Source organism: Pseudomonas floridensis (genome assembly GCF_002087235.1).
In the GTDB taxonomy this organism is placed as follows: Bacteria; Pseudomonadota; Gammaproteobacteria; order Pseudomonadales; family Pseudomonadaceae; genus Aquipseudomonas; species Aquipseudomonas floridensis.
The window spans coordinates 1-17377 of sequence record NZ_MUIO01000070.1 but is presented as its reverse complement, the minus strand read 5'-3'; the positions used below and the strand labels follow the sequence as shown (position 1 = coordinate 17377).

15 protein-coding genes are annotated in these 17377 nt (G+C 60.8%); 5 read left to right on the top strand and 10 right to left on the bottom strand.

From position 1 onward, the window contains the following. Nucleotides 1–616 (top strand): hypothetical protein (locus BZK31_RS29500; protein WP_208617212.1); only part of this gene is annotated, 616 nt, incomplete at its 5' end. 205 nt (nucleotides 617–821) lie between these two features. Here BZK31_RS29500 and BZK31_RS17265 read toward each other — a convergent pair. Both BZK31_RS17265 and BZK31_RS17260 read right to left on the bottom strand, forming a co-directional pair. After that, entirely contained in the window at nucleotides 822–1454 is a 633-nt protein-coding gene (locus BZK31_RS17265; protein ID WP_083184167.1) for a TetR/AcrR family transcriptional regulator, read from the bottom strand. Nucleotides 1455–1544: 90 nt separating this feature from the next. Continuing rightward, the gene (locus BZK31_RS17260; RefSeq protein WP_083184166.1) at nucleotides 1545–2474 is read right to left on the bottom strand and encodes a 2-hydroxyacid dehydrogenase; all 930 of its coding nucleotides are present in this window, start codon (nucleotides 2472–2474) and stop codon (nucleotides 1545–1547) included. A 282-nt stretch (nucleotides 2475–2756) separates the two neighbouring features. Between BZK31_RS17260 and gabT the strand changes: the two genes are divergently transcribed. The 4 genes from gabT (at nucleotide 2757) to BZK31_RS17240 (ending at nucleotide 7067) form a co-directional block, all read left to right on the top strand. Beyond that, on the top strand, nucleotides 2757–4061 hold the full coding sequence (gene gabT, locus BZK31_RS17255) for a 4-aminobutyrate--2-oxoglutarate transaminase (protein WP_083184165.1): 1305 nt from the start codon (nucleotides 2757–2759) through the stop codon (nucleotides 4059–4061). 73 nt (nucleotides 4062–4134) lie between these two features. Continuing rightward, nucleotides 4135–4791, top strand: a complete 657-nt coding sequence (locus BZK31_RS17250) for an HAD family hydrolase (RefSeq protein WP_167378011.1) — start codon at nucleotides 4135–4137, stop codon at nucleotides 4789–4791. A gap of 47 nt (nucleotides 4792–4838) precedes the next feature. Next, on the top strand, nucleotides 4839–5327 hold the full coding sequence (locus BZK31_RS17245; protein ID WP_002555947.1) for an Lrp/AsnC family transcriptional regulator: 489 nt from the start codon (nucleotides 4839–4841) through the stop codon (nucleotides 5325–5327). Nucleotides 5328–5573: 246 nt separating this feature from the next. After that, nucleotides 5574–7067, top strand: coding sequence for a methyl-accepting chemotaxis protein (locus BZK31_RS17240; protein ID WP_083184163.1), 1494 nt, complete (start codon nucleotides 5574–5576; stop codon nucleotides 7065–7067). Between the two features lie 3 nt (nucleotides 7068–7070). On the opposite strand, the gene BZK31_RS17235 is transcribed toward BZK31_RS17240, so the two are convergent. From BZK31_RS17235 to BZK31_RS17200, 8 genes are all read right to left on the bottom strand, one after another. Then, a complete protein-coding gene (locus BZK31_RS17235) occupies nucleotides 7071–8654 on the bottom strand; it encodes an ABC transporter ATP-binding protein (RefSeq protein WP_083184162.1) in 1584 nt (527 codons plus the stop codon). Between the two features lies 1 nt (nucleotide 8655). Continuing rightward, entirely contained in the window at nucleotides 8656–9678 is a 1023-nt protein-coding gene (locus tag BZK31_RS17230) for an ABC transporter permease (RefSeq protein WP_083184161.1), read from the bottom strand. Next, complete coding sequence (locus BZK31_RS17225; protein WP_083184160.1) at nucleotides 9678–10745, bottom strand: microcin C ABC transporter permease YejB; 1068 nt, start codon at nucleotides 10743–10745, stop codon at nucleotides 9678–9680. Before BZK31_RS17225 ends, BZK31_RS17230 begins: the two co-directional genes overlap by 1 nt. Before the next feature lies 1 nt (nucleotide 10746). Next, complete coding sequence (locus BZK31_RS17220) at nucleotides 10747–12633, bottom strand: extracellular solute-binding protein (protein ID WP_083184159.1); 1887 nt, start codon at nucleotides 12631–12633, stop codon at nucleotides 10747–10749. 147 nt (nucleotides 12634–12780) lie between these two features. Further along, nucleotides 12781–15498 (bottom strand): TonB-dependent receptor, encoded by a 2718-nt coding sequence (locus BZK31_RS17215; protein WP_167378008.1) that lies wholly within the window; start codon nucleotides 15496–15498, stop codon nucleotides 12781–12783. A gap of 193 nt (nucleotides 15499–15691) precedes the next feature. Continuing rightward, nucleotides 15692–16093: an ExbD/TolR family protein gene (locus tag BZK31_RS17210; RefSeq protein ID WP_083184158.1), complete on the bottom strand. Its 402-nt coding sequence runs from the start codon at nucleotides 16091–16093 to the stop codon at nucleotides 15692–15694. Beyond that, nucleotides 16093–16800, bottom strand: a complete 708-nt coding sequence (locus tag BZK31_RS17205; RefSeq protein WP_083184157.1) for a MotA/TolQ/ExbB proton channel family protein — start codon at nucleotides 16798–16800, stop codon at nucleotides 16093–16095. The genes BZK31_RS17210 and BZK31_RS17205 overlap by 1 nt, the downstream gene beginning before the upstream one ends. 50 nt (nucleotides 16801–16850) lie before the next feature. Then, nucleotides 16851–17377 (bottom strand): energy transducer TonB (locus tag BZK31_RS17200; RefSeq protein ID WP_157900758.1); only part of this gene is annotated, 527 nt, incomplete at its 5' end.

The following is a 17377-nucleotide window of genomic DNA, read 5'->3' as shown; positions in this document are numbered from 1 at the left end:
GGGGGATCCGGTTAACTCTAAGGATCCGACGGGGCATGCGAAGTTCTGGAACATGACTCCTGTGAGGCGATATGAAAAGGTGCCCATAGGCGTTGATTTGAGATATGTGCCTTCTGGGCTCGATCTCACGAAACATGCTGCAAACTCTGCTGTCCCGGTAATAACAAGTCCCGCTGCGGCAAGCACACCCGCCATACCCGCCATAGCGTCCCCCTCAGCAACTGCAAACAGCACATTGGCCAAGGCAAGTGTATCTGGCGGCAATGTTTCAATTAGCAGCCATGGTGGGGCGGGTTCATCTTCTGCTTTTCGAGGCGTTCAGACAGACGTAGGGGCTCCATTAGACAGAACGGGTGAACTGGAAGCTTTGAGAATCAGCTACCTGACTGCCGCAAGAAAGGTGACCGCGTTCAAAATTCAAAACCGAGGCAAAGTCTCGTCTGGACTTACAACTCTCCGTATTGATCATCTCGAAAAAGAAATCGCCTATCGCAGCCTCAATGAGAAATCTGGAAGCTTCTTCAATTTCCGTTCAGAATCAAATGCCAAGTACAAAAACAGAAAATTTTTGGCGAAGGCGAAGCGTGATCTGGACAGATTAAGATCCCCAACCTGAGTTTGTATAAAAGATGGGTGCGCTCAGTGATACCGAATCAGAAAACAGGCTCATACACAAACCCTGTCTGAATGCTCATTTACAGCGAGTAGAGTCGAACGCGATTCCGACCGTTTCGCGCCTGTCTTTGCCTTGCCTGAGCTTTGCTGGCCGACGTTCGTACCGAACCTCGGTAAGCACCATCGCTCAACATCAACACAGCCTCTCAAACACTCCGCTTCGGCAGATAAACCGGCAAATACAACCCTACATACGCATCAAACACCCGCATCCCTTCCACTGCCATGCGCGGTGTAATCTCGCCGTGCAGTTGCACCGAGCGGGCATACACACGGTCGCCCAATTCCATGGCCAGCGCGAATACGTCCACGTCGTTCGGCAGGGTCGGCAGGTGAAAGTGGCGGTTGAAGACCTCAAGCATCAGGTGACCCAGTTCGATGTCGTGCTGGCGGTCGGCCTGGTTGATTTCCGTCAGGCCGTGTTGCGCCAGGATCAACTGCCGGGCGGCGGCGTCGGCGTTGTAGATGTCCAGCATGCGCAGTTCCACGATGCGCGACAGGTCGCGCCAACTGTCGAGCGAATCATGTTCGATGGTGGCTTGCAGGGATGCCCGGAAAGCCGCATGGATGTCGGCGGTCAGGGCTTCCAGCAGCGCGGGGACGCTGGCGAAGAAGTGATACACCGACGACGGAGGAATGCCGGCACGTTCCGCCACGCTGTAGATCGACAGGCTGGCCACCCCTTCAGATGCAAGCAGCGTGCGGGCAGCGTCCAGAATCGAATCGATCCTGGCCTGGCTGCGGGCGCGGGGTTTGCGAGGGACGACGGTGCGGGTCATGACAAGGCTCTCGGTTGAACGAGCGCCATTGTAAGGCAAACCCTTGTTGCCTGTCGGTAAGCGAAACGGCTCGTGAAGGGTGATTCGCGCTCAGTAACCTTGACCGCGATCCACCTGACCCTGCATGACGTCGCCGCGTTCGAAACGGCGAATGTTGTCCAGCAGCCCCGCGAAAGCGCTTTCCGGCTGTGTCATGGCGGCCACGTGCGGTGTCAGCAGAATGTCCGGATGCGTCCAGAACGGATGATCGGTCGACGCAGGTTCCTGTTGCAGGACATCCAGCACGGCTGCGCTGAGATGTCCGCTGTCCAGCGCCGCCAACAGGTCGTTCTCCACCAGATGGCCGCCACGGCCCATGTTGATGAGGGCCGCGCCCTGGGGCAGTTGCTCGAACAGCGCGCCGTTCAGAATGCCTTCGGTCTGGCCGGTCAACGGCAGCACGCACAGCAGGATGTCGCACTGGCCCAGAAATGCATGCAACTGCGCTTCACCGGCATAACAGGTCACGCCTTCAACGTGGTGTTCGCTGCGTGCCCAGCCTGACAGCTCGAAACCAAACGGCTTCAGGCTCGACAGGATCTGCTGCGCTTGCAGACCCAGGCCCATGACGCCCACGCGACGCGTGTGAGCGGGCTTCAGTGGGTGCGCCTTCCAGCGCCTTTCGACCTGCTGTTGCCGATAACGCAACATGTCGCGGTGCAGGCTCAACACCGCGAAGGTCGCGTACTCGCACATACCCCGGCTGATACCTGGATCCAGCAACCGTGCCACCGGCAGTGATTTGGGAATGCGGCTCAGGTCCAGTTGATCGACACCCGCCGACAGCGCGAACAGCACTTTCAGGTTCGGCAGCACCTGTTGCAGATCATCCGGTGCCAGCCAGGCGCCCAGGTAATGCACGTCGGCCGGGTCTCCGATGTTCGGCCATTCCCGCCATTCGATGTCGGGCGCGTGCTCGGCGAACAACACTCGCCAGCGTTCGGCGCGAGCAGGATCGGCTTTATAGAGGAAGGCGGGCATGGGCGTTTCCTGAGTGTGAGAGTGGGGCTTCATCTTGCCGCATTGCTGAAGCACGATCTGTTGAAACGCCCGTTCCCAGCACCTCTATTCGCTGAAAAAGTGCGTTTTGCGGCAGATTGCCCGGGCCTGCAAAGGGTTGAAGGAATCTGCCGTTTGCGAGGTGAAAAACAGTCGATATGAACATCTGAGAGCCGAACTTCGGCTTAGATCGTTTCGCTGAAGGCTTAACCTGAACAGCATCGCAGCCACCCGCCGGTTGCCTGGCTCACTATAGGTAAAACCATGAACAGCAAAGTCGACGAAACACCTCATCTGCTCCGCCAGCGCGATCAGTTCGTGCCGCGTGGCATTGTTACGGCCCATCCGCTGGTCATCGACCGCGCACAGGGTTCTGAGCTGTGGGACGTCGATGGCAAACGTTATCTGGATTTCGTGGGCGGCATCGGCGTGTTGAACATCGGCCACAACCATCCAAACGTGGTTAAAGCCATTCAGGGTCAGCTTGAGAAAGTGACCCATGCGTGTTTTCAGGTGGTCTCGTATCAGCCTTACGTGGATCTGGCCAAGCGTCTGAGCCTGATGATTGCCGGCCAAAGTGGAATCGATCACAAGGCGGTGTTCTTTACTTCCGGTGCCGAAGCCGTGGAAAACGCGGTGAAGATCGCCCGCGCCCACACCAATCGTCCGGCTGTGATTTCGTTTCGTGGCGGCTTCCACGGCCGCACGCTTCTGGGCACCACGCTGACCGGCATGAGCCAGCCCTACAAACAAAACTTCGGCCCGATGGCGCCCGAGGTGTTCCACACGCCTTATCCGAACGCCTATCGCGGCGTCACCAGCGAATTGGCGCTGGCGGCGTTGCATGAGTTGCTGGCAACTCAGGTAGCCCCGGATCGGGTGGCCGCGATCATCATCGAGCCGGTGCAGGGCGATGGTGGTTTCCTGAGCGCTCCGGCTGATTTCCTGAAAGCACTGCGGGCCTTGACCGAGCAACACGGCATCGTGCTGATTCTGGATGAAATCCAGACCGGTTTCGGCCGGACCGGCAAATGGTTCGGCTTCGAGCACGCCGGCATCCAGCCGGATCTGGTCACCGTTGCCAAAAGCCTGGCTGGCGGCATGCCGCTGTCGGGCGTGGTCGGGCGTGCCGAGATCATGGACGCTCCGCTTCCGGGCGGACTGGGTGGCACCTACGGTGGCAACGCACTGTCCTGCGCCGCCGCACTGGCGGTGATTGACACCTACGAGCAGGAAAACCTGCTGGCGCGTGGCGAACAGTTGGGTCAGCACTTGCGTGCCGGGCTGCTCAAGCTCAAAGAGCGCCACAGCTGCATCGGTGATGTGCGTGGCACCGGCTTCATGCTCGCCATGGAAATCGTCAAGAACGACGCCGCACGCAGTCCGGACTCTGATCTCAACGCGAGGATCATCGATCAGGCGCGCATCGGCGGCCTGTTGGTGATCAAGTGCGGCGTGTACCGCAACGTGCTGCGTTTCCTCGCGCCGCTGGTGACCACCGAGCAACAGATCGATGAAGCACTGACCATTCTGGATGCCGCTCTGGCACGGGTATTGAAGTCCAGTTGAGGGCAGACAAGTCGCGGCTGTCGCACGACGCCGCGATTACGGATCAACCGTTGAAATGGAGACGTTGCCTGCCATGGGGCTTATTGATTACCGCGCATTGTTGATCGATTGCGATGAAGTGCTGGTGGACCGTGATTCCGGCGTCTGGACGGCCCTGCAGCCGCTGCTTGAAAACGCGGTGGGTACACCGGACAGGGACGAAGTGCTCGCCCGATTCAACGAGGTCATCGGTACGCTGTATCCGCGTTTCGACGAACTGGGTTTCAGTGGCCTGCTGTGTTTTGCGCATCGCCAACTGGCCGAGCGGCTGGGCATCAAGACCAGTTGGGAGGAGGGCATGACCTTCGCGCGTTCGGTGCCCGGCTGGACATTATTCGAAGACGCGCCCGGTGCCATGCTGTATCTGCGCAAGTTCTATCGTTTGCTGGTCTACGCCGACCGCGATCTGCAGGACCGCGGCCTGTTGTGCGAGCGGCTCGGGATGGAACCCGACAGCCTGCTGTCGCTGACCACTCATCCACTGGACGACACCGGCTGGCTGGCCGACATGGGTCTGGAGGCCCGGGAAACCCTGCTGGTGTCACGCCCGCCAGCGACTGCGCTGGGCGATGGCGGGCTCTGCCTGATTCGCCGTAGCCGTGCGCAGCACCGTCAACCATGCCCCGCCGATCTCTGTATCAACAGCATGGCTGATCTGGTCGCTCAGCATCAGCTGTCTTTACGGCGCTGATTTTGCTAGAAGGTAGACACTGTGAACGGCACTGCAAGAGGTAGGTAATGGAAGGCTTGGTCAAACTGGATCGGATTGATATCAATATCCTGGTAGAACTCCAGAAAGACGGGCGCATGACCAACGTCAGCCTCGCCGATGCCGTGGGACTGTCAGCGAGCCCCTGCCTGCAACGCGTCAAGCGCCTGGAATCGGCGGGCTATATATCCAGCTACAAGGCACACCTGAACCTGGCGAAGATCACCGAATCGGTCACGGTCTTCACGGAAATCTCCCTCAGCGACCACAAACGCGAAGACTTCGCCAAGTTCGAAGCCAACATCCGCCATGTGGACGAGGTGCTGGAGTGTCACCTGATCAGCGGCGGCTACGACTACCTCGTGCGCTTCATGACCCGCAGCATTCAGCACTATCAGGAAGTGATCGAAGAATTGCTCGACAAGAACATCGGCATCTCCAAATACTTCAGCTACATCGTGATCAAATCCCCGGTCATGAAAGACGGCGTGCCGCTGCGCAAACTGCTGCGGCACTGACGCCTCTATGATGAGCATTCCCATGCGCCGCGTGGGAATGCCTCCCGGCACTCGCCGCGTGCGGTCTTGCAGGCAACCTGCAGCGTCACCTTTGATCCCTGCCCATCGGCTTCATGAGCGCTGAGAATACATTTTCTTCGTTTGCTGGCGTAAAGCTATTATCCGCTGACCTTTCTGGCCGAACTCTTGCTCGCAAAATGAAAACGACGCTTCTCCCCTGCCATGGATTTCAAAAGGATGTGTCCGATGCCTGCCTCACGTTTTCTTGAGCATTACCGCAAAGCCGACCGGATCATGCTGGGTCTGATCTGGCTGTTGTTTGTGTATTCACTTGGGTTGGCCTTCTGGTTCGATACCTTTTCGCAGGCGACTCTGATCGGCGGCGGCACCGCACTGGTGCTGACCGGCCTTTATCGTGCCATCGGCGGCGCCCGCTTGATGCGCTGCTGTGTTGCGGTGGGGCTGATGGTCATGGCCGCGCTGCACATCAACCAGGCGCACGGGATGATCGAAATACATTTCGGCATCTTCGTTCTGCTCGCAGTGCTCACGTTCTACCGCGACTGGTTGCCGATTCTGGTGGCGGCGGCCGCCATCGCCTTACACCACGTGGTGTTTCATTTGCTGCAGCATTCAGGCTTCCCGGTCTATGTCATGCACCATGCCGACGGCTGGAGCATGGTGCTGGTGCACGCCGTGTATGTGGTGGTCGAGACGGTGATCCTGATCTACCTGGCCGTGCAGAATCAGGCCGAGGCTGTCGAGAATCAGGACATGCTCGACAGAATGCTCGCCACCACCACCCAGTTCAGTACCGAAATAGTGAGCAATGAGCATTCGGGCAAGCGTGTTCCGCTCACGCAGCAGTTCGAGCGCTTCCTGTTGCAGATCACCGGGCTGATCGACGGCGTGGTGCGTGATACGCGCGGGCTGGGAGAGCTTGGCCATGATCTGGCGAACGCCAGCAGCACGCTGGAAACCGGCGCCCTGCATCAGTTGAGCGAAATTGCCCGCATGACCGGTGCCATGCAGCGCATGGGCGACGCAATGACCGACATCGCCGCACACATCGCGCACGCGGTGCAGCGCGCCGATGTCGCCAGCGAACAAGTCACCCACGGCCGTGAGAGCGTCGAACTGGCGCAGAGTGAAATTACTCAGCTGGCGGCGCGCATCAATACCACCGATGAGACCGTGCAGGCCCTCGCCAGTCAGTCCGAAGAGATCGGCAAGGTGCTTGAGGTGATCGGCAGCATTGCCGAACAGACCAACTTGCTGGCCCTCAATGCCGCCATCGAAGCCGCAAGAGCCGGCGAGCAGGGGCGTGGATTTGCAGTAGTGGCCGATGAGGTGCGCAACCTGGCCCAGCGCACCGCGTCGTCAACCCAGGAAATCCAGACCATCATCGGCGATCTGCAGAGGCGCAGCCGTCAGGCGGCAACGGCCATGCAGGACAGCCGCCAGGGCGTTGGGCGCTGTGTGGAAAACAGCCAGCGGGCCTCACAGTCGCTGGTCGCGGTGGGCGAGGGCATCGGCCATATCACCCGGCTCAATGGTCTGATCGCGTCCACGACCGACCAGCAGTCCACGGCCAGTCGCGAAATCGCAGACCAGTTGCGCTCCGTGCAGATCATCGCCGAACAGACCGCCGCCAACATCGGCGTGCTCGCGTCCAGCAGCCAACGCCTGCCACCTTTGGCCATGCGTCTGGAAGCCTTGGGCCAGACGTTTCACAACTAGCCGTCAGGCAAACACTAACCCCGACGACCTCAGCAGTTCCTGTGTGTAGGCCTGTTGCGGCGCGGCGAATATCTCGCGGGACGGGCCCTGCTCGACGACTTTGCCGTCCTTGATCACGATCAGGTCATGCGCCAGGGCATGCACCACTGCCAGGTCGTGGCTGATGAACAGGTAGGTCAGACCGTGACGGATCTGCAAATCACGCAAAAGGGCGACGATCTGTTTCTGTACGGTGCGGTCCAGCGCGGAGGTCGGTTCGTCCAGCAGGATCAGGTCCGGCTCCATGACCAGTGCGCGGGCAATGGAAATACGCTGGCGCTGTCCACCGGAAAACTCGTGGGGATAACGATGACGACTGGCAGGGTCCAGACCCACTTCGCCCAGAACGCGGATCACCGTTTGCTCGCGTTCTTTCGGCGTGCCGATGCCATGGGTAACCAGCCCTTCGGCGATGATCTGCGCCACCGTCATTCGTGGGCTCAGGCTGCCGAACGGATCCTGAAACACTACCTGTAACTGACGACGCAGCGGGCGCATCAGGTGCTGGCTGTGCAGGCTCAGTTCCTTGGTGCCGAAACGGATGCTGCCTTCGGAATCCACCAGTCGCAGGATGGCCTGGCCCAGCGTCGATTTGCCCGAGCCCGACTCGCCGACAATGCCGAGCGTCTTGCCCTTGAGCAGCTCGAAACTCACGCCATCCACCGCCTTGACGTATTGAGGCTCGCGCTTGAACCATGACTTGGGTAACGCAAACCAGACTTTCAGGTCCAGCACCGACAGCAGCGTGTTGCCGTGGGTCGACGGCACGGGTTCGCCATCGGGTTCTGCGTTGATCAGCAACTGGCTGTAAGGGTGCTGCGGGCTGTCGAACAGCGTCTGACAGTCGGCCTGCTCGACGATTTCGCCTTCGCGCATCACGCAGACCCGCTGCGCGATGCGGCGCACCAGGTTGAGGTCGTGGCTGATCAACAGCAGCGACATGTTCAGCCGCTGTTGCAGCGATTTGAGCAGCTCAAGGATTTTCACCTGCACCGTCACGTCCAGTGCCGTGGTCGGCTCGTCGGCGATCAGCAGATCGGGCTCGTTGGCCAGGGCCATGGCGATCATGATGCGCTGCCGCTGACCGCCAGACAGTTGATGCGGATAGGCATTGAGGCGCAAGAGCGGATCACGGATGCCCACCAGTTCCAGCAGCTCGAGGGTGCGATTGCGGGCGGCCTTGCCTTTGAGCCCCTTGTGGGTGATGAGGATCTCGCCGATCTGTTTTTCCACGGTGTGCAGCGGGTTCAGCGAGCTCATCGGCTCCTGAAAGATCATCGCCACCCGGTTGCCGCGCAAACTGCGCAACTGCTTGTCGCTGGCGGTGACCAGATCCAGCCCGTCGTAGCGAATCGAGCCTTGGGTGCTGACCGTCTTGCCCGGCAGCAGGCGCAGAATCGAATGCGCGGTCACCGACTTGCCCGAGCCGGATTCGCCCACCAGCGCCAGGCATTCGCCGCGCCGGATATCGAGGCTGACGCCATGCACCACTTCATGGCCGTTGAAGGCGACGCGCAGGTCACGTATCTCAATCAGGTTGTCGTGCATGTCAGCTCCGGGGATCGAATGCGTCACGGCAGGCTTCGCCGATGAACACCAACAGGGACAGAATCAGTGCCAGCGCGACGAAGGCGGTCAGGCCCAGCCACGGTGCCTGCAGATTGCGCTTGGCTTCGCCGATCAGTTCGCCCAGCGAAGCGCTGCCTGCGGGCATGCCGAAGCCGAGGAAATCCAGCGCGGTGAGGGTGGCGATGGCACCGGTGATGATGAAGGGCAGGTAGGTCAGCGTGCTGGTCATGGCGTTGGGCAGAATGTGCCGCCACATCAGCGCGGCATCGGTCAGGCCCAGTGCGCGAGCGGCTTTGACGTATTCCAGATTGCGCCCACGCAGGAACTCGGCACGCACCACGTCGACCAGTGACAGCCACGAAAACAGCGCCATGATCCCCAATAGCCACCAGAAGTTCGGTGACACGAAGCCCGACAGAATGATCAACAGGTACAGCACCGGCAGCCCTGACCAGATCTCCTGGATGCGCTGGCCGATCAGGTCGGTCATGCCGCCGCAGTAGCCCTGAATCGCTCCGGCGCACACTCCGATCACTGTGCTGATCGCGGTCAGCAGCAAGGCGAACAGAATCGAAATCCGCGCCCCGAACAGCACCCGCGCCAGCACGTCACGCGCCTGCTCGTCGGTGCCCAGCCAGTTGCGGTTATCGGGCGGGCTGGGCGAGGGCGCATCCAGGTCGTAGTTGATGGTGTCGTGGCTGAACGGAATCGGCGCAAACAGCATCCAGCCGTTTTTCGCAGCGATCAGCTGGCGCACGTAATCGCTGGCGTAATCCGGTTCGAACGGCAGTTCGCCGCCGAAATCGGTTTCCATGTAAGTGTGAAAAGCGGGGTAATGGAGCGCACCGTCGAAACTGAGCAGCAGCGGCTTGTCGTTGGCGATCAACTCGCCGCACAGGCACACCAGCATCAGACCGACGAAGATCCACAGCGACCACCAGCCGCGCCGGTTGGCCTTGAACAGCGCCATGCGTCGCTGGCTCTGGGGAGAGAACTCAAACATCACGCGCTCCTCGCGGAAAAGTCGATGCGCGGATCGACCAGCATGTAGCACAGGTCGCCCACCAGCTTGATCAGCAGGCCGAACAGGGTGAACAGAAACAGCGTGCCGAACACCACGGGATAGTCCCGCGACACCGCCGCTTCGTAGCTCATGCGTCCCAGCCCGTCGAGGCCGAAGATGGTTTCGATCAGCAGCGAACCGGCGAAGAACACCTCGATCAGCGCCTGCGGAATACCGGCGATCACCAGCAGCATGGCGTTGCGGAACACATGGCCGTACAGCACGCGGTGTTCCGTCAGGCCTTTGGCCCGCGCCGTGACCACGTACTGGCGGCTGATTTCGTTGAGAAAGCTGTTCTTGGTGAGAATCGTCAACGTGGCGAAGCCGCCAATCACCAGCGAGGTGACCGGCAGCACCAAGTGCCACAGATAGTCCTTCACCTTGCCCCAGGTGCCGAGGCTGTCGAAGTTTTCCGAGAACAGGCCCTGCGCCGGAAACCAGCTCAGGTAGCTGCCCCCGGCAAACACCACGATCAACAGAATCGCGAACAGAAACGCAGGGGTGGCGTAGCCGATGATCACCAGCGTGCTGCTCCACACATCGAACGCGCTGCCATGGCGAACGGCCTTGCGAATGCCCAACGGAATGGAAATCAGGTACGTGATCAACGTCGCCCACAGCCCGAGCGACAGCGACACCGGCAACTTCTGCGCGATCAGTTCCGTCACCGGCGCGCCACGAAAGAAGCTGTTGCCGAAGTCGAGTTGCGCGTAGTTCTTGAGCATCAGCCACAAGCGTTCATGCATGGGTTTGTCGAAGCCGTAATGCTCCTTGATCGACTCGATCAACGCCGGGTCCAGACCCCGCGTGCTGCGGCTGGCGGTGCCGTTGGAAGCCATTTCGCCGCCACCGCCGCCCACGCCGTTGGGGCTGAAACCCTGGATGCGTGCGATAGCCTGTTCCACCGGCCCACCGGGCGCGGCCTGCACGATCAGAAAATTGACAATCAAAATGGCCAGCAGCGTGGGAACGATCAGCAGCAGGCGTCGTATTACGTAGGCCAGCATCTCAATGCTCCTTCGCTGCGAGGGTCTTGCCGTTCAGTTCGGCAGCCTGGGCATTGGTCAGCGGTGTCGGGCTGATCTGCCACCAGGTTTCCAGGCCCACGTCATAAATGGGCGCCGTGTCGGGCTTGCCGAACCGGTTGGCGTAGACCAGCGGCGTGCCCTTGGAGAAGTAGTTGGGAATCATGTAGTAACCCCACTGCAGAACCCGATCCAGTGCACGGGCGTAATGCACCATGTCGCTGCGGCTGTTGGCCGCTACCAGCCCGTCGATCAGCGTGTCCACGGCCGGGTTGCGCAACACCATGGCGTTGGAGCTACCAACTTCCGTGGCACTCTGCGAGCCGTAAAGGTTGTACAGGTCTCGACCGGGCGAGATCAGCGGATTGCCGCTTTTGGGAAAGGTGACCACGATCATGTCGTAGTCGCGTGCATTGAGCCGGTTGATGTATTGCGCCGAGTCGATGCGCAGGAAGTCCAGTGTGATCCCTATCTGCGCCAGCGTGCGTTTGAACGGCAGAATCAAACGATCAAAGCCACCTTGCCCGTCGAGAAAACTGAACACCATCGGCTCGCCCGCCGCGTTGACCAGCTTGTTGTTTTTCGGGTGCCATCCGGCTTCGGCCAGCAGCTTGAGGGCCTGCACCTGTTTGTCGCGGATGTAACCGCTGCCATCGGTTTTCGGCGGCTGATAGACCTGGGTGAACACCTCGTCCGGAACCTGACTGCGCAGCGGTTCGAGAATTTTCAGCTCGGCCTCGTCCGGCAGTTCGGTGGCGGCCATTTCGCTTTTCGGAAAGTAGCTTTGCTGGCGCAGGTAGAAGTTGCGCATCACCCGGCGATTGATCCAGTCGAAGTCCCACAGCATCGACAACGCTTGCCGTACGCGGCGGTCCTTGAAGATCGGGTTGTCCAGATTGAACACAAACCCCTGCGCCGCTACCGGGCGTCGGGTAGCCAGAATGTCTTTCTGCAAGCGCCCGTCATCGATGGCCGGGCCGCTGTAGCCCACGGTGAAACCCGCCGAAGAAAACTCCCGGTTGTAGTCGAACGCGCCGGCCTGCAGCAGTTGCCGGGCGATTTCCGTGTCGCCGTAGAAATTCACGGTCAGGGTGTCGAAGTTGTACAGGCCGCGGCTCACCGGCAGGTCCTTGCCCCACCAGTCCTTGACCCGCTCGAAGACCACGCTGCGTCCGGCATCCACCTTGGCGACGCGGTACGGTCCGTTGCCGAGCGGTGGCTCGAAACCCCCGCCGTTGGCGAAGTCGCGGGTCTTCCACCAATGCTGCGGCAGGATGTGCAGGCTGGCGATGTCCAGCGCCAGCATGCGGTTGAGGTTGTTCTTGAAGTCGAAACGAATCTGCAGCGGCCCTTCGATGGTCACGTCTTTCACGTCGGCAAACATCGGGCGATAGCTGAAGCTGGCCTTGGTGGTCATCAGCTCGAAGGTGTAGCGCACGTCCTCGGCGGTAACCGGTTGGCCGTCATCGAAACGTGCTTTGGGGTTGAGGTAAAAACGAATCCACAGACCGTCCGGGTCGACTTCCATTTTTTCCGCGATCAGCCCGTAGACCGTGTAAGGCTCGTCGAGCGAGCGATATGCCAATGGTGAGTAGACCCAACTGTCCACCTGCACCACGCCAATGCCTTGATCGACGTAAGGGTTCAGGTAGTTGAACTGACCGATTTCCTCGGCTGAGCGGGTCAGCGATCCGCCTTTGGGGGCGTCCGGTTTGACGTAATCGAAGTGTTTGAAGCCGGCCGGGTATTTCGGTGCCTCGCCATAAACAGTCAGGGCATGTGTCGGCGTGGCCAGGGCGACTTGCCAACAGGTGCATAACACCGCAACACCCAGAAGCAGGCGTCGCAGAAAACGGATTTGACGCGACATGATGGGGCTATCCTCGTACGCACTGAATGACTTCGCGCTGCGAAAAAGGCCTCCGGCCGGGGAAGGTGGATGAAACCTGTGGCCGGAGGGGGCGAGCTCGCAATGTGGACGTGACCCACGGAGCGGGTATGGGTCGCGTCTTCATCCTCAGAAGTGATACGTCATGCGTGCGAACAGTGTGCGGCCCAACGGGTCGGCGTAGCGCGGGTCGTAGCCGGACTGGAAGTTATAGGCCTGGTTGGAGAACGGCGGGTTGCGGTCAAACATGTTGCGCAGGCCCGCATCGACGTCCAGCACCTTGTCGAAGGTATGGCCGACCGACAGGTCCCACAGCGCATACGAGGCGACGCGTGCATGGGTGGTGCGATCGTAGTCGTTGTATCCGGTGGTGAAACGGTTGGTGATGGATGCGCGGGTATTGCCCAGCGACCAGGAGCCCACCAGCACGTGTTTCCAGCGCGCAATCACGCCATCGCCCTGGAAGTCGCCGACCTTGTCGGTGTAGGGGCCGTCGATGATGTTCTGGTAGTCGTAGCGATTGACGTAGGTGCCGGTCATGCCCAGGCCGAACTGACCATACGGCGTGTTCGGAAAGCGATAGTCGAGGCTGACGTCCACACCGCTGGTCTTGACGATGCCCAGGTTGGCGTTGCCGGTCACAATGTTGGCGATCGAGCCGTCTGCGGCACGAATATAGCGGTCGGCATAGGTGCTCGGGTCATCGAAGACTGCCGATTCCGGGAACGACTGGATCTGGTTGGAGATATGAATCCACCAGAAATCCAGGCCCATCGACAGGTTGCTGACCGGCTGGTAAACGAAGCCCAGTGTCACGTTGCGGGCTTTTTCCGGAGACAGTTCGGTATTGCCGCCGCTGTTGTTGAGGAACTGCTGCGCACAGTCGCGACCGGCATTGCCGCCGGGTTGAACGGTGCCGCCCGCACACAGGACCGGGTCGTCATAGAAACCTTGGCTGAATGTGGTGCTGCGTGGCGCGTACAGCTCATAGAGCGACGGCGCACGGAAACCTTCGCTGTAGGCACCACGGACTACCAGTTGCTTGACCGGCTGGTAACGGAACGAGTACTTGGGGTTGGTGGTGCTGCCAAAATCGCTGTACTTGTCGTGACGAACCGCTGCGCTCAGTTCGAGGCTGTCCAGCACCGGCACGCTCAATTCAGCGTATTCGGCTTTCACACTGCGCTCGCCCGACACGCTACCCGCCGCATCCGCGCCCAGGCTGCTGACGTCATTGACGAACGCTTCGTACTGCTGATGCATCTTCTCTTTGCGGTATTCGCCGCCAAGCGCCAGACCAGCCGGGCCTGCGCCGAACCAGTCGCCGATTTCCCGGCTGATGCGTCCGTCAATACCGGCCACGCGGCCCACGGCACTGGAATATTGGCCATGGTATTCGCTGGCATCGATCAGCGCCTGGCCGGCCGCCGTCTGCGGGCCGAACGGGTTGATCACGCCATTGGCCAGGCCATTGATCATTGCCGCGTCACTGATGTAACCGTTGGTGAGGTTGGACAGCACCTTGTTCTGGTTGTACGACGCACCGACGTTGTAGTCCCAGCCGCCGACCAGCCCGTCGAAGTTCAGCAGAAAGCGCTGGCTGGTGTTCTGGTCGCTCTGCCCGCGAGGACCGGCAGCCGTTTCGCGCCATGCGGTGTCGACGGGTTGTGTCGGATCGATGGTGAAATTGGTCGGTGCCGGGGTGATGCCGTTGCCGGGGTAGAACGGCGATGACGAATCCAGCGACAGGCCGGTGAGCGGTGCGGGGCCGATGTCGGTGTGGTTGTTGTTGCGCGCCCAGAAGTATTCGAGGCTGACGTTGTGATCATCGGCCAGTTTGCCGGTGGCCTTGCCGAAGAACGAGGTTTTTTCGGTCTGCGGGATCAGGTCGATGTACTCACGGGTGCTGAAGCGGCAGATGCCGTTGCGGGCGATCAGGTTAGGCCCTGAACAGTTGGTGCCCAGCGGGTTGGAAGAGTTGTCGCCCTGAAAATAGTTGCCGGGGTATGCCGTGCCGGATGTCTGGTTGAGGCCGCGTCCCGGTACGAAGTCCCGGGCGAACGAACGGTCGTTGGCATCCAGGTTCTGCTGCTTGTTGTAGTTGAACACGCCCATTACGTTGAAGCGGTCTTCTTCCAGATCGCCAAAACCCCAGCTGGCGCTCATGTCCTTGGTGGCACCGCCGCCGCTATTGGTCGGCGTTTCGCCGCCCAGTGTCAGGGAGCCGTCGGTGAGCGTTTTCTTGGTGATGAAGTTGATCACCCCACCGATCGCATCGGTGCCATACAGTGCCGAGGCGCCGTCGCGCAGCACTTCCACGCGGTCGATGGCGGCGAACGGAATCATGTTCAGGTCGATGGCGCTGCCATTGGGCGAGCCCACGCCGGAAATCGCGTTGTTGGCCAGGCGGCGTCCGTTGAGCAGAACCAGCGTTTTGTTCGGACCAATCCCGCGCATGTCGGCGAAGGAGGCGCCACCGGTCCCGGCGCCGACCGAGCCTGCGCTGTTATTGATCGACTGGCTGCCTGTGATGCGCTGGACCATTTCCTGAGTGGTGGTCACGCCCTGTTTCTTCAGGTCATCGGCGCGCAGGATGGTGATCGGCACGGCGGTTTCGGCATCGACCCGGCGAATCGCCGAACCGGTCACTTCAACACGTTGCAACTGGGTCGTGGCAGGCACGACCGCGGCGGCGGAGACGGACTCACTGGCGGTGTCCGCCTCGACGGCGTCTGCCGCCTGGGCACCGCTCATGCCCATGGCCAGTGCACACAACAGCGCGCGAGGATGACGGCGAACGGCGAGGGCCAGTGGCTTGAGGGTGTATCCGGGGAGATTCATCAGCATGGTTATTTCCGACTTGGTCCAGACATTATTGAAAATGGCCTTGTGAGCCCTCTTTGCCTGCCCGGTTGTGCCGGGCAGGCGTTCCACTGCGTTGTTTTCCAGCAAGCCGCTCCCCGCCAAGGGCTTTTCAGCCCACGGATAACCGTGTTCGAGGGAGTCGGGTCAGAGGGTTTCGCGGCGCGAAACCCTCAATTCATTTGGCCGTCATCACGGAAATCTTCGTGATGCCCGACCGTTCTATGGAGGCCATGGCCTTGGCCACCTGGCCGTAGTTCACGTCGGTATCGGCCTGCAACTGGACGCGTATTTCCGGGTCCTTGGCTTTCTCGTCCTGCAGGCTTTTCTCCAGCAGTTCCGGAGCGATTTCCGATTTGGCCAAAAAGAACTTGCCGCTCTGGTCGACGCTGACCACCACCGGGTCCTTCTTCTCGGCGGGGGCGACTGCGCCGGTCTTGGGCAGATTGACCTTGATGGCATTGGTCATCAGCGGCGTGGTGACGATGAACACCACCAGCAGCACGAGCATCACGTCCACCAGCGGTGTGACGTTCATTTCGCTGAGCACTTCATCGCTGTCTTGAGTGGAGAACGACATTAGCTTGCCTCCCGCACGGCATGGCCCTGCTTGCTGGCGATGGGTTGACGGGTCACGGCAAAGGCACTGCGCTGGGCGAGGGCATCGAAGTCGTGAGCGAAGTCATCCATGTCGGCGACGGCCAGTTTGAGGCGACGCAGAAAGAAGTTGTAGATCAGCACCGCAGGCACGGCGACCGCGATGCCGACGCCGGTGGCGACCAGCGCGTGACCAATGGGACCGGCGACCGCCTCAAGGCTGGCCGAGCCGGTCAGGCCGATGCTTTGCAGTGCTTCCATGATTCCCCAGACCGTCCCGAACAAACCGATGAAGGGCGCGGTGCTGCCGATACTGGCAAGAATCGCCTGGCCGCTTTCCAGCGAACGACGCTCCTTCTGAATCTGCTGGCGCAGGTTGCGCTCCAGACGGTCGGAACGGTTGATGGTGTGCGCCAGTTGCTGCGTGGTACGTGGCGACTCGTCCACGGCCATGGCTTCGAAACCGCTGTTGGCGATACGTGCCAGCGAGCCCGGGTATTGCGAGGCGTGTTCGGCGGCGGTCAGCAGGTCCGGTGCGCCCCAGAAGGCTTTGGTGAACTGTTTGTTCTGGGACTTCTGCTTCACGTACTGCGCGGACTTGATCAGCAACAGCGCCCAGCTCAGAACGGAAAACAGGATCAGTGCCCAGAGCACGGCGGGGACGATCATGGAAGAGAGCGATGCGTTCATGGTTTACACCTCACCAGCTTGAATTGAATTGTCTGTGGTCATGTGCCGAATCATTCCGGCAGCTTGAAATCGATGGTCTGGGTTGCGAAGCCTTCAATCGGCGTGTCGCCGCGCTTGGCCGGAATGAACTTCCAGTTGCGCACCGCTTCCACCGCCGCTTCGTCGAGAACCGGTTTGCCGCTGGATTTGGTCAACTCGACCGCGCCGGCACGGCCGTTGGGCAGTACCTTGATGCGCAGCACGACGCGACCTTCCCAACTGCGGCGCAGCGCCAGTCCCGGGTATTCGGGCGGCGGGTTGCCCAGGCTGGCGAGTCCGGAGACCGCCGCGCTTTCCTTGACCGGTGCTGCTGGCGCTGCCGGAGCAGGTGGCGCAGGCGTTGACGTCGGTGGTGCGGCAGGTGCAGGGGCGGCTACCGGCTTTGGCGGCGCAGGCGGCGTCGGCTTTTTCACCGGTTCAGGTTTCTTGACCGGCTTGGGCTTCTCGACCTTCGGCTTTTCGATCGGCTTGGGCGGCGGCTCGACCGCGTCCGGGTCCTCGACCGGTTGTTCCGGCTCGGGTGGTGGCGGTGGGGGAG